A 12,882-nucleotide genomic window follows, 5' to 3' on the forward strand; every position below is an offset into this window, starting at 1 on the left:
GTGTTAATTGTTGTTAATCGCGAATTAAAATATCGATGATCCCGCCGCCTAAGCAAACGTCGCCTTGGTAAAACACCACAGATTGACCCGGTGTAACCGAGCTTTGCGGTTGAGCGAACATCACTCGGTAGTTATCGGCATCGATACGAGTCACTTGGCAAGCGACATCCTGTTGTCGATAACGAGTTTTTACCGTACAAGATATGGTCGTATCAATCGCAAACTCTTCGCGACTCACCCAGTGCAGCTGTGACGCGATAAGCCCATTAGAAAACAGGCGAGGGTGGTTCTTACCTTGGCCGACAATAAGAACATTGCGCTTTAAATCTTTTTCGACAACATACCAAGGCTCATCGCCGGCATCGGCCATACCGCCGATCTGCAAGCCTTTGCGCTGCCCTAAGGTGTGATACATCAAGCCCTGATGTTCACCAATTACTTTACCCTCTGGGGTTTCTATTTTACCCGGTTGTGCCGGTAAGTAACGCCCTAAAAAGTCTCGAAACTTGCGTTCACCAATAAAACAAATTCCAGTTGAGTCTTTTTTGTCGTGGGTGATCAACCCTTCGCGCTCGGCAATCGCTCGTACCTCAGGTTTTTCCAGTGAACCTACTGGAAATAAGGTGTGAGCGACTTGCTGATGGCTTAAAGTGTAAAGAAAATAACTTTGATCTTTATTGTCATCCAAGCCGCGTAACATTTCATACGTGCCATCGTCACGGCGACGGCGTTGAACGTAATGTCCAGTGGCGATATAGTCGGCGCCGAGATCTTCTAACGCAAACTCTAAAAATGCCTTAAACTTGATTTCCTTGTTACACATGATGTCTGGATTTGGGGTACGACCCGCTTTGTACTCTTCTAAAAAGTACTCGAATACGTTATCCCAATACTCCGCGGCGAAGTTAATCGTATGCAGTTCGATACCTAACTTATCGCAAACGGCTTTTGCATCCTTTAAATCTTCAGCAGCAGCACAGTATTCATCGTCATCATCTTCTTCCCAGTTTTTCATAAACAGGCCTTCCACTTGATATCCTTGCTGCTTTAACAAGTAAGCGGATACAGAAGAATCGACCCCTCCGGACATTCCGACAATGACTTTAAGTTGACTGTTATCTGTGTTTGATTCGGTGTTCAAGGAACCTTATTCCACGGCTATTAAAAATGGCGCGCATTTTAACATGAAATAATCCAAACGACATTAAAATTTCTATCGAATGGCTAAATATCATTAATGCGCGACTGTGTTGTGTCAGTTTCGTCGGTCAATACATTGTCAAAATACAGTGTTGATTTGTTTACGATAGATCTTCTTGGAGAATATCAAGACTGTAGTAGGCCCCGTTTTTATAATCATCAAGGCATTTTTTTACCATCACACTTCGCAATGGCGTCTTGTCATTGGTAATTTGTTCATAGCTCATCCAATGAGTGGCGATGATATCGCTATCGTTCGGCACGGATACCAGCTCACTATCGAGTTCGACAATAAAGCAAAATCGAACGTAATAAGTTTGGTTGTCTTGCCGATAGTTGTAGTAAATTCCGCTGATCGCGCACGGGCGAACATCGAGTCCAGTTTCTTCGGTCACTTCTCTGACAAACGCCTGATAAATCGTTTCACCAGCCTCAACATGACCCGCTGGTTGATTGAATACCACCTGGCCGTTATCCACTTCCTCGACCATTAAAAATTTACCGTTACAGTGAATAATAGCTGCCACTGTTGTATTGGGTTTAAACTGGCTCATAGCTGTCCTTATTGGTTCGTGTCGTCGATAATACGATACTGTCCCGGTTTCAGGTCATTGAGTTTATAGGGACCTAAGCGAACCCTAATAAGTCGCAGTGTGGGGAAGCCCACGTGGGCTGTCATCCGTCTAACTTGACGGTTTTTTCCTTCGGTGAGGGTGATCTCCAACCAACTGGTGGGGATGTTTTTTCGCTCTCGTATTGGTGGCTCTCGCAGCCAAACTTCGGGTGGTTCGATTCGCTTTACTTGCGCTGGTTTGGTTTTACCGTCCTTTAAATCAACCCCATTTTGTAACGCATTAATCGCATTCGTCGACACACTTCCTTCAACTTGCACCCAATAGGTTTTGCGCTTGTTGTGTTTTGGGCTGGCGAGCTGATGTTGAAGCGCACCATTATTGGTTAGCACTAAGAGCCCCTCTGAATCTTTATCTAGCCGTCCTGCGGCATAAACATCAGGGACATCAATATAGTCTTTTAACGTTGAGCGTTGTTGGTCATCGGTAAATTGGGTGAGAACATCATAGGGTTTGTTGAATAGCACGATAACGGTATTTTGCTTGCCTTGATGTTTTGCTGCGTTGTTGGTTCTTGCTTTTCGTTTTGGCGCGTTACGCGGTTTGTCTGTGCGCGTTGCGTTGTTAGCGCGTTTAGGCACTGAACCAGCACGTACAGACGATGGTGTTCGCTTTTTCGATGTACCTGCTCTATGTTGATTTGAATGAGCCAATTATCAATCTACCTATATTACGGAGGAAATGATTGTCAGTATTACAACGATCTCAAGCCACCAGCAAGGTACTGGCGGTTAGGCTGTAACGGTTCGACCGCGGTAAATAGCGCTATTTTAATCTATTGTATATTGTTATACTAGCCTCGATTAGAATAATTACTCCTCAACGTATTGTATTTTTTAGGTAATTACCTGTGTCAGCATTTATATACGCATAGCACCAATGCAATGTGTAACCGATGATTGATTCACAAACGACGATAAGATAGTCTGCCCAAACGATGAGGGACGTTAGTTAATTAGATACATTTCACTTGCCCTTGATGTGACCTGAACGCGGATTTCAAGGCGTTGATGCCTTTATCATAAGCTTCACACTAACAATTTGATTTATAAAAAGAATTAAAGTCACAGATAAGTGGCGGACGCAGAACAATAGGAAATTATATGACAACCGAACATTCTAATATTATCTATACCATCACTGATGAAGCTCCGGCTTTAGCAACGTATTCATTTTTGCCTATGGTCAAGGCATACGCAGCAACGGCTAGTATTGACGTTACCACTAAAGACATCTCTTTAGCGGGTCGTATTTTAGCGCATTTCCCCGAGTATTTGACTGAAGAGCAACGCGTAGGTGACGCATTAGCGGAGCTTGGTGCATTGGCTAAAACGCCAGAGGCAAACATCATCAAGCTGCCAAATATTAGTGCTTCAATCCCACAGTTGCGCGCAGCGATAAAAGAATTGCAAGAAAAAGGTTACGCGTTACCGGAGTATCCCGCTGAACCAAGCAATGGTGAAGAAGTTAAAATCAAGGCGCAGTACGCAAAAGTATTGGGTTCTGCGGTAAATCCTGTGTTGCGTGAAGGCAACTCTGATCGCCGTGCACCAGCATCGGTAAAGCAGTACGCCAAAAACAATCCTCATTCAATGGGTGAGTGGTCAGCTGACTCGAAATCACATGTGGCGAGCATGACCGATGGCGATTTTTTTGGTTCGGAACAATCGATCACTATCGAACAAGCGACATCGGTGAATATTGTTCACCGCGATGAGCAGGGCAATGACACCATCTTAAAGCAAGGTTTAGCGTTACAAGCCGGCGAAATTATCGATTCATCAGCGATGAGCAAAAATAAACTGCGCGCATTCTTAGCCGAGCAGATTGCCAGTGCCAAAGAAAAGGGCATTTTATTTTCGTTACACATGAAGGCCACGATGATGAAGGTATCGGACCCAATCATATTTGGTCACTGTGTATCTGTTTTTTATCAAGACGTGTTACAAAAGCACGCGGATCTGTTTGCTGATCTCGGTGTCGATGTGAACAACGGTATTGGCGATGTGTTTGCCAAAATGGCCAGCCTGCCGACCGATAAACAAGCTGAAATAGAAGCCGATTTTGAAGCCGTTTACGCCAAAAATCCAGATCTGGCGATGGTTAACTCAGACAAAGGTATCACCAACTTACACGTGCCGTCAGATGTTATTATTGATGCATCGATGCCAGCGATGATTCGAACTTCTGGTCGCATGTGGAATAAAAACGACCAATTGCAAGATACGGTTGCAGTTATTCCTGATCGCTGTTACGCCGGCGTTTACCAAGAAACCATTGAATTTTGTAAACAACACGGTGCATTTGACCCTCGTACCATGGGTACTGTACCGAATGTTGGCTTAATGGCACAAAAAGCGGAAGAGTACGGCTCACACGACAAAACGTTCCAAGTACCGAGTAATGGTACCATGCGCGTTGAAGACGAGAACGGCAATGTGTTAATGCAACACTCAGTGGAGCAAGGTGATATTTGGCGTATGTGTCAGGTAAAAGACGCACCAATCCAAGATTGGGTTAAACTTGCGGTAAACCGTTCTCGTTTAAGCGATACGCCGGCGGTATTTTGGTTAAATGAAGAGCGCGCTCACGATGCCCAATTAATCAAAAAAGTGACAACCTACTTAGCTGATCACGATACAGATGGCTTAGACATTCGCATCTTATCACCAGTTGAAGCAACGCGTTTTACCCTACAACGCATGAAAAATGGTGAAGATACTATTTCTGTAACCGGTAATGTATTACGTGATTACTTGACCGACTTATTTCCAATTTTAGAACTGGGAACATCGGCTAAAATGTTGTCTATCGTGCCATTGATGAACGGCGGCGGTTTATTTGAAACCGGTGCTGGTGGCTCGGCACCGAAACACGTGCAGCAGTTTGTTAAAGAAAACTACTTGCGTTGGGATTCGTTAGGTGAATTCCTAGCGCTAGCGGCGTCGTTTGAACATTTGAGCAACATCAACAACAACCCGAAGGCAAAAGTACTTGCGGATACGTTGGATGCGGCAACGGCAACGTTCTTAGCTGAAAATAAATCACCAGCTCGTAAGCTTGGCCAAATTGATAATCGCGGTTCGCATTTTTATCTGTGCATGTATTGGGCGCAAGAGCTTGCTGCTCAACAGAGCGATACTGAGCTCAAAGCCCGCTTTGAACCACTTGCCAAGCGTCTAACAGAGCAAGAGCAAACCATTGTTAACGAACTTAATAGTGTACACGGACAAAGTACCGATATCGGTGGTTATTATATGCCAAATGATGAGTTAGCAACCGCGGCGATGCGTCCGAGTGCAACCTTAAACGAAGCGATAGCATCGCTTTAATAAACAGCACGACAGATACATACTCAAAAGTGGATAGTTAGAGTATGATCTAGCCAAATTGAAAACGTCAAAAGTCATCGACTTTTGGCGTTTTTTATTTTACCAATGCCGTGTTACAACGGTGTATTTATTCTTCATCTTGGGCTCAATTCACGGTTGGACAGACCAACATACGTCTTACGCCATCTCAGTTTCAATGTCGGGCAAAACTTTGTAAAAAAGCGTAACACTTTGCTGTAATTCGGCGATGTTGGGGTATAATCCGCGCGTTTTTTAGTCACCCATATATTGAGGAGCAGTATGGCGGTTTTTGAAGTAACCCACCCGTTAGTGCAACACAAGCTCGGACTAATGCGAGCTAATGGCATCAGCACCAAGGATTTTCGTGAATTGTGTTCTGAAATTGGTACCTTGTTAACATACGAGGCAACACGCAATTTAGAAACAGAGACGAAGACTATTAACGGTTGGCAAAATGTCCCTTTAAACGTTGAACACATCAAGGGCAAAAAAATCACCCTGGTTCCTATTCTCCGCGCCGGCTTAGGTATGTTAGACGGCGTCATGTCATTGCTTCCCAGTGCTAAAGTTTCGGTAGTTGGTTTATATCGCGACGAACAAACCCTAGAAGCAGTACCGTATTTCGACAAAGTTGTGACGGATATAGAACAGCGCACAGCGTTAATCGTTGATCCGATGTTAGCGACAGGTGGCACCCTAATTGCCACTATTGATCTGTTAAAGAAAAAAGGCTGCACTGATATTAAAGGCTTGTTCTTAGTTGCCGCACCAGAGGGTATTGAAAAACTTGAACAGGCTCATCCCGATGTCGATATATATGTCGCCAGTATCGATCAATACTTGAATGATAAAGGCTACATCATTCCTGGCCTTGGTGATGCAGGTGATAAAATTTTTGGAACCAAATAAGATGAATTCAATAGTTACGCCGTTACTCGGTTTGCAAATGTTATTTGTTGCCTTTGGCGCCTTGGTGTTAGTGCCGATTTTAACCGGCTTAGATCCGAATGTCGCGTTGTTTACTGCCGGTATCGGAACCTTGGTATTTCAGTTGGTGACTAAACGCCAAGTACCTGTATTTTTGGCTTCGTCGTTTGCCTTTATCGCGCCCATTAGCTACGGTGTGGCGACGTGGGGCATTGCTAGTACGATGTCTGGTTTAGCTGCGGCTGGTTTATTTTATCTGCTGTTAAGTGCGTTAGTCGCATGGCAGGGCAATCAAATCATTCACCGTATTTTACCGCCAGTGGTTGTCGCTCCGGTGATCATGGTAATCGGTCTCAACTTGGCGCCTGTTGGTGTCAATATGGCACTGGGTAAAACAGGTGATGGAGCAATGCAATTAGTCGACGCTAATACGGCCTTGCTCATCTCATTGTCGTCATTGGCGGTTACCGTATTGGTTTCTTTGTTTGGTAAAGGTCTATTCAAGTTAGTGCCCATTCTTGCCGGCTTAATTGTTGGCTACGTGTTATCGCTAACCTTTGGTATTGTTAATTTTGATGCGGTAGCAAGCGCAACGTGGTTTGCTTTACCAAACTTCACCTTTCCTCAATTTCACTGGGAAGCGATTTTATTTATCCTACCTATTGCGATAGCACCGGCGGTTGAACACATTGGTGATATCACTGCTATTTCACAAGTAGCGGGTAAAGATTACTTGGAAAAACCAGGTCTAAAACGCACCTTAATGGGTGACGGTCTGGCTACGTCAGTGGCCTCGTTTTTTGGTGGTCCGCCAAATACAACCTATTCAGAAGTTACCGGCGCCGTAGCGCTAACAAAATCATTTAATCCTGTGATCATGACCTGGGCTGCTATTTTTGCGATTGCTTTATCATTTGTTGGTAAAACCGGTGCCTTGCTTTCAACAATACCTGTGCCAGTGATGGGCGGGATTATGGTATTGCTGTTTGGTGCTATTGCGGTAGTGGGTTTGAAAACGCTTATCAATGCTCAGGTTGACTTGGGCAAAACCAAAAATATGACCATAGTCGCGGTTGCGCTTGTCTTTGGTTTAGGCGGTATGCAGTTTGATATGGGCATCTTCCAATTAAAAGGCATTGCTTTAGCGGCTGTGTCGGCAATTTTACTCAATCTTTTGTTGCCGTCGAAACGCTAACTGCTATTGGCGTCTAAATAAAAAAGGGTTGCTCGAGTAGTAACCCTTTCTTGTTGGTAAAATTGAAAATCTTGGCGATATGGATTTGGTGCTGATTTAAATCGATAGGTATCGACAAAACTCTCACCAAAAGTTTATCTGTGCTCTTTTGTCCACACTAATGCAGGTACAAACGCATTAACAATTAAATGTGTAAAACGCAAACGCACCTAAGGGCGAGCGGTGCTCACCCAGATGCCTAATGCCAAAGGAAACCGCTAATCTATGCTACTAGATTAGTCTTCTTCTACTGGCTTAATGCTCGCGGCATGTTGCCCTTTAGGGCCATTGTTTAACTCATAGTCGACTGTTTGACCAGCCTTAAGCGTTCGGTATCCTTCCATTTGAATCGTTGAATAATGAGCGAAAATATCTTCGCCACCTTCTTCTGGACGAATAAAACCAAACCCTTTGGCGTTGTTAAACCATTTTACTGTGCCTTGTGCCATCGTTACTACTTCCTTCTTTCCAACTCGGTATCTTGTTATAATAAGTGCCTTAACGCTTAACACGTCAACAGTGTTACTATAGTTATGATCTTGTTCAACGCGATTGCGATGCCATGATGGCAAAGACAATCAAAATTAAGCGCTCTTAGACAGTTGCCAATGAGTGGTAATGAAACTTCTCACTGCGCCTTTATGTCTAAATTTTAGTCACATTTAAAAATTTAGATAATCTGAGCAATTAGTCAAGATAAATTGTTGGTTTTTTTTAATAAATTTATTAAAAAACAGTTCTCCATTACTCAACTATGAGGCTATTATTAATTTATGAGTAACGTGAAAGAAGAGATTGGCACAGGTCAGCAACTCGAGCAGCAAAACAAAGAAAAACTCAAACGACCGCCAATGTACCGTGTTATTCTTTTAAATGATGACTATACACCGATGGATTTTGTTGTTGAGGTGTTAACGCGATTTTTTAACATGGATAGTGATCAAGCAACGCAAGTGATGCTTACAATCCATTACAAGGGTAAAGGTAATTGTGGCATTTTTACCGCCGAAGTAGCTGAAACTAAGGTCGAGCAAGTTGCTAATTACGCGCGTCAACATCAACATCCGTTGTTATGTACAATGGAACAAGTGTAGCGCAGGAAAAGTGTGCTTTAATTTTCGAAGAGTCAGCTAATTTTTAAGGTTGTTTCAGGAGTTCGCTATTATGTTGAATAAAGATTTGGAAATTTCGTTGAATTTGGCATTTCGCCAAGCGAAAGATTCACGTCACGAATTTATGACCGTAGAGCATTTATTGCTCGCGCTATTGGAAAACCCCGAAGCTCTTGAAGCCATAAACGCCTGTGGTGGTGATGTTGCTAAATTGAAGCTGGAGTTGCTAAATTTTATTTCTGAAACGACACCGGTGATACCTCAAGGTGACGAAGAGCGAGAGACTCAACCTACGCTTGGTTTTCAGCGCGTGCTTCAGCGCGCGGTGTTTCACGTACAATCATCTGGGAAAAGCGAAGTTAATGGCGCAAATGTGTTAGTTGCTATTTTTTCCGAGCAAGAATCGCAAGCCGCGTATTTCTTGAAAAAATCTGATATCACTCGGTTGGATATCGTCAATTACATCTCCCATGGCATTGCCAAATCAAACAGCCAGCCAGACACCACTGTTAACTTGAATCCTCAGTCTACTGAGACTGCGGAAGCTAAGTCAGTTGACAGCTATGCGAGCAATCTAAACACGTTGGCGAAAAACGGCGAAATTGATCCGATGATCGGCCGCAGTCGAGAGCTCGAACGGACGGTACAAGTGCTGTCGAGACGGCGAAAAAACAACCCGTTGTTAGTGGGAGAGGCAGGTGTTGGTAAAACCGCCATTGCCGAAGGCTTGGCCAAGCAAATTGTCGATGGTAAAGCGCCCGATGTGTTGAGTGATGCAACCATTTATTCGTTAGATATGGGGGCGTTACTGGCTGGCACCAAGTATCGCGGTGATTTTGAAAAACGCTTTAAATCGCTGTTGAAAGATTTAGAGCAAGACAAACACGCCATTTTATTCATCGATGAAATCCACACCATTATTGGTGCAGGTGCTGCTTCGGGCGGTATGATGGATGCCTCAAACTTGATCAAACCGCTACTGTCATCGGGTAAATTGCGTTGCATGGGGTCGACAACCTACCAGGAATTTTCAACCATTTTTGAAAAGGACAGGGCACTGGCGCGTCGTTTTCAAAAGATCGATATTAAAGAGCCAAGCATTGAAGAAACCACCAAAATTTTAATGGGGCTTAAAGAAAAGTACGAACAACATCACAACGTTAAGTACAGTAATAAGGCGCTACAGGTTGCCGCAGAGCTGTCGAGTAAATACATTAATGATCGCTTCCTACCCGATAAAGCCATTGACGTTATTGATGAAGCCGGTGCAAAACAACAGTTATTGCCGGCAAACAAGCGCAAAAAGGTAATAAAAACCAGTGATATCGAAGCGGTTGTTGCACACATCGCGCGTATCCCTGAAAAATCAGTGTCCTCGACAGAAAAAGACAACTTGATGAATATCGATCGCAATCTTAAGATGGTGGTGTTTGGCCAAGACGAAGCGATAGAGAGCCTTACGTCGGTGATACGTTTATCAAGAGCAGGATTAGGACAAGATGATAAACCTGTCGGCTCATTCTTGTTCTCAGGACCGACCGGTGTCGGTAAAACAGAGGTCACCAAGCAATTAGCTAACCAACTCGGTGTCGAACTGCTGCGTTTCGACATGTCTGAATACATGGAGAAACACGCGGTGAGTCGGTTAATCGGTGCTCCGCCAGGTTATGTAGGATACGAGCAAGGGGGCTTGTTAACAGATGCGGTGATCAAGCATCCTCACAGTGTGGTGTTGCTCGATGAAATTGAAAAGGCACACAGTGATATCTTTAATATTTTACTGCAGGTGATGGATCACGGAACGCTAACTGACAACAATGGTCGCAAAGCTGATTTTCGCAATGTAATTTTGGTGCTTACCACCAACGCCGGTGTGCAAGAAACAACGCGTAAGTCGATAGGGTTTCAGCAACAAGATCACTCTCACGATGCAATGTCGGAAATCAATCGCACATTTTCACCAGAGTTTCGCAACCGTTTGGATTCGATTATTTGGTTCAACCACTTACCGCATAATGTCATTGAACAAGTCGTCGACAAGTTTATTGTTGAATTGCAGGCCCAATTAGACAGTAAAGGCGTGTCGTTAGAAGTGTCTGACAAAGCGCGAACGTGGCTTGCAGATAAGGGGTACGACAAATCGATGGGCGCGCGACCAATGGCTAGATTGATACAAGAGCAGGTCAAAAAGCAATTGGCCAACGAATTATTGTTCGGCGAGCTCATGCACGGTGGTATAGCCAAAATAGATATTGATGATAAGAGTGATACTCTAACGTTCAGCTACGAGCGTAAAGAAGAACTCGTGTCGTAGCACCTTATTATTGTCATAGACAAGCGCAGCCTATGGCTGCGTTTTTTTTAGTCGTCAGCAGTCCCATTAGTGACTCATCACCAACGTCCACTCTGCAACAGGCCAATGTTAAACGCATCTACAGTGCCCATACTCGGCTCTGAACTTCGTGCTTTGATTTTACTTGCTGATTGAATAGCGACGAGCTGTGCTGTTTGTGTTTACCGCGATTTAGTGAGTATTTTTTACACGGTCGCGATCGTTATTTCTCTTTGAAAAGCGCCGAGTTGTTACTTATGCGAAGAGCAGATTTATGGGCTGATTAAATTACAAGGTAACCTTCGATTACATTTAATTGCTAGGTAGACATAGCTGCAGTCGCTACAATGCGCGATCCCTGTGTGTTTTATATTATGTGAGTTATGTTGTCGTTTTTACCGGTGCTAATGTTGATGGTGGTGTTTAGTCCATTGGCCATTGATATATTTTTACCTGCCTTACCGCAAATGGCCGATGATCTACAAACTGATCTGACCTTTTTACAATGGTCGATAAGTGGTTTTTTATTTGCTATGGGCATTGGTCAGTTGTTTGCTGGGCCACTGGCAGATAAGTACGGGCGCAAGCCAGTCGCTATGGCCGGTATTGCCATATACTTTGTAGCCTGCTTAGCCTGTGCTGTCGCCGACACAATTGAACTTCACTTGCTAACTCGATTTATTCACGGCTTGGGTACGTGCGCGATTGTCGTCAGTGCATTTGCCATTGTACGCGATAAGTTCGACGCAAAAGAAAGCGGTATCATTTACAGTTACTTAAATGGGGTTATTTGTTGTATACCGGCATTAGCACCAATATTAGGCGGCTGGTTAACCGATGAATACGGCTGGCAAAGTAACTTTTTGTTTATGGCTGCCTATGCACTCGGCGCAGGTGTATTAGTGGCCACTAAGTTAAAGGAATCTCACCAAGTTGATAAACAGCATTCGGTGTCTGTCTGTAACCTAGGGCGTTATAAAAGCATTATTACCCATCCTGTATTCATATTTCACTCATTGGCTATTCTGGTTGCTATGGCCGTGATTATTGCTTATGTGAGTAGCGCCCCAGCGTGGCTTATGGTCGAATTAGGTTTATCGAGTCAAGATTTTGTCTTCTGGTTTAGTTTAAATGCGATCGTTAACATCACTGCTTGTCTTACCGCCCCTAAATGTATTCGCCGTTTAGGGGTTAGAACGACAATCAGTTTGGGTTGTCTGTGTTTGTTTGTCAGTGGCGTGTTAATGGCGTCGTTGTGGTCGATATTAACGCCACTGGCATTTATGATGCCTATTATGTTGTCTTCGGTTGGTTTTTCTCTACTGATGGGCACGTGCTCAGGTCAAGCTTTGGCACCGTTTGGCGAAAAAGCGGGAACCGCCTCAGCGTTACTTGGATTTCTACAAATGTCTGGAAGTGCGGTGTTAGTCGGTCTAATACAACAATTACCAATATCAATTCCCGTACAAGTAGCCATGTTAATGTTATTGTTTGCGGTATTTGGTACGGTTTGGTTATTGGCCAAAGACAATGGTGGGTTAGTGTTTGAGTCAAAAGCGTCGTAGCTAAGCTACTGTTTGAATCAATCGCATTTGTGTCACTGACACGCTAAGACTGATAAATACCATCCCAAGCAACAATTGGGTAATCAATGGGTAAAAAAAAAGCCTCGCACAAGCGAGGCTTTTATGTTTTTATTGAAAGCACCTGATCACTATTGGCACTATTTGCGTAAACTTACACAGTAGTTGCACGATGGTGCTTGAAATCAAAATGCGTGTCTTTGCTCACCATTTATTCTGTAATAGGGGAGCGAGTACAACATCGCATTCGATCAGCTTAACAGATTATCTGGCGCGGAAAATAATGCGACCTTTCGATAAGTCGTAAGGTGTTAGTTCTACTGTAACTTTATCACCGGTTAGGATACGAATATAGTTTTTACGCATTTTACCTGAGATATGAGCTGTCACAACGTGACCATTCTCTAATTCAACGCGGAACATGGTGTTCGGTAATGTGTCCAACACCGTACCTTGCATTTCAATATTTTCTTCTTTCGCCATTTGGCTGTTAAACCTCTAAAAATTGA

11 protein-coding genes are annotated in these 12,882 nt (G+C 43.8%); 6 read left to right on the top strand and 5 right to left on the bottom strand.

Translation table 11 applies throughout. From position 1 onward, the window contains the following. Nucleotides 1-13 precede the first annotated feature (13 nt). The 3 genes from mnmA to ACAY30_RS06845 all read right to left on the bottom strand — a co-directional run bounded on the left by mnmA (nt 14) and on the right by ACAY30_RS06845 (nt 2,485). Entirely contained in the window at nt 14-1,090 is a 1,077-nt protein-coding gene (mnmA, locus tag ACAY30_RS06835; RefSeq protein ID WP_371190255.1) for a tRNA 2-thiouridine(34) synthase MnmA, read from the bottom strand. Nucleotides 1,091-1,301: 211 nt separating this feature from the next. Next, complete coding sequence (locus ACAY30_RS06840) at nt 1,302-1,754, bottom strand: NUDIX hydrolase (protein ID WP_290250294.1); 453 nt, start codon at nt 1,752-1,754, stop codon at nt 1,302-1,304. Nucleotides 1,755-1,762: 8 nt separating this feature from the next. Beyond that, the gene (locus tag ACAY30_RS06845; RefSeq protein ID WP_290250295.1) at nt 1,763-2,485 is read right to left on the bottom strand and encodes a pseudouridine synthase; all 723 of its coding nucleotides are present in this window, start codon (nt 2,483-2,485) and stop codon (nt 1,763-1,765) included. A gap of 450 nt (nt 2,486-2,935) precedes the next feature. On the opposite strand from ACAY30_RS06845, the gene ACAY30_RS06850 reads away from it, so the two are divergent. The 3 genes from ACAY30_RS06850 to ACAY30_RS06860 all read left to right on the top strand — a co-directional run bounded on the left by ACAY30_RS06850 (nt 2,936) and on the right by ACAY30_RS06860 (nt 7,307). Further along, entirely contained in the window at nt 2,936-5,164 is a 2,229-nt protein-coding gene (locus tag ACAY30_RS06850) for an NADP-dependent isocitrate dehydrogenase (RefSeq protein ID WP_290250296.1), read from the top strand. A gap of 300 nt (nt 5,165-5,464) precedes the next feature. Continuing rightward, entirely contained in the window at nt 5,465-6,094 is a 630-nt protein-coding gene (gene upp, locus ACAY30_RS06855) for a uracil phosphoribosyltransferase (RefSeq protein WP_290250297.1), read from the top strand. Nucleotide 6,095: 1 nt separating this feature from the next. Then, nucleotides 6,096-7,307, top strand: a complete 1,212-nt coding sequence (locus ACAY30_RS06860) for a uracil-xanthine permease family protein (RefSeq protein WP_290250298.1) — start codon at nt 6,096-6,098, stop codon at nt 7,305-7,307. A gap of 275 nt (nt 7,308-7,582) precedes the next feature. Here the strand turns inward: ACAY30_RS06860 and cspD are convergent, their stop codons facing one another. Further along, entirely contained in the window at nt 7,583-7,795 is a 213-nt protein-coding gene (gene cspD / locus ACAY30_RS06865; protein ID WP_290250299.1) for a cold shock domain-containing protein CspD, read from the bottom strand. Nucleotides 7,796-8,119: 324 nt separating this feature from the next. On the opposite strand from cspD, the gene clpS reads away from it, so the two are divergent. From clpS to ACAY30_RS06880, 3 genes are all read left to right on the top strand, one after another. Then, entirely contained in the window at nt 8,120-8,440 is a 321-nt protein-coding gene (clpS, locus tag ACAY30_RS06870; RefSeq protein WP_290250300.1) for an ATP-dependent Clp protease adapter ClpS, read from the top strand. Between the two features lie 70 nt (nt 8,441-8,510). Next, nucleotides 8,511-10,772 (top strand): ATP-dependent Clp protease ATP-binding subunit ClpA, encoded by a 2,262-nt coding sequence (clpA, locus tag ACAY30_RS06875; RefSeq protein ID WP_290250301.1) that lies wholly within the window; start codon nt 8,511-8,513, stop codon nt 10,770-10,772. Between the two features lie 401 nt (nt 10,773-11,173). Then, nucleotides 11,174-12,355, top strand: a complete 1,182-nt coding sequence (locus ACAY30_RS06880) for a multidrug effflux MFS transporter (RefSeq protein ID WP_290250302.1) — start codon at nt 11,174-11,176, stop codon at nt 12,353-12,355. A 282-nt stretch (nt 12,356-12,637) separates the two neighbouring features. Here ACAY30_RS06880 and infA read toward each other — a convergent pair whose 3' ends face one another. Then, nucleotides 12,638-12,856: a translation initiation factor IF-1 gene (gene infA / locus ACAY30_RS06885; RefSeq protein ID WP_011043571.1), complete on the bottom strand. Its 219-nt coding sequence runs from the start codon at nt 12,854-12,856 to the stop codon at nt 12,638-12,640. Between the last annotated feature and the right edge of the window lie 26 nt (nt 12,857-12,882).

The sequence above is a fragment of the Thalassotalea ponticola genome (assembly GCF_041379045.1).
In the GTDB taxonomy this organism is placed as follows: domain Bacteria; phylum Pseudomonadota; class Gammaproteobacteria; order Enterobacterales; family Alteromonadaceae; genus Thalassotalea_A; species Thalassotalea_A ponticola.

What these genes read in the sequence shown, in the direction of transcription:
- mnmA (WP_371190255.1), bottom strand. Translation starts at nt 1,090, where the DNA reads ATGTCCGGAGGGGTCGATTCTTCTGTATCCGCTTACTTGTTAAAGCAG.
- ACAY30_RS06840 (WP_290250294.1), bottom strand. Translation starts at nt 1,754, where the DNA reads ATGAGCCAGTTTAAACCCAATACAACAGTGGCAGCTATTATTCACTGT.
- ACAY30_RS06850 (WP_290250296.1), top strand. Translation starts at nt 2,936, where the DNA reads ATGACAACCGAACATTCTAATATTATCTATACCATCACTGATGAAGCT.
- upp (WP_290250297.1), top strand. Translation starts at nt 5,465, where the DNA reads ATGGCGGTTTTTGAAGTAACCCACCCGTTAGTGCAACACAAGCTCGGA.
- ACAY30_RS06860 (WP_290250298.1), top strand. Translation starts at nt 6,096, where the DNA reads ATGAATTCAATAGTTACGCCGTTACTCGGTTTGCAAATGTTATTTGTT.
- cspD (WP_290250299.1), bottom strand. Translation starts at nt 7,795, where the DNA reads ATGGCACAAGGCACAGTAAAATGGTTTAACAACGCCAAAGGGTTTGGT.
- clpS (WP_290250300.1), top strand. Translation starts at nt 8,120, where the DNA reads ATGAGTAACGTGAAAGAAGAGATTGGCACAGGTCAGCAACTCGAGCAG.
- clpA (WP_290250301.1), top strand. Translation starts at nt 8,511, where the DNA reads ATGTTGAATAAAGATTTGGAAATTTCGTTGAATTTGGCATTTCGCCAA.
- ACAY30_RS06880 (WP_290250302.1), top strand. Translation starts at nt 11,174, where the DNA reads ATGTTGTCGTTTTTACCGGTGCTAATGTTGATGGTGGTGTTTAGTCCA.
- infA (WP_011043571.1), bottom strand. Translation starts at nt 12,856, where the DNA reads ATGGCGAAAGAAGAAAATATTGAAATGCAAGGTACGGTGTTGGACACA.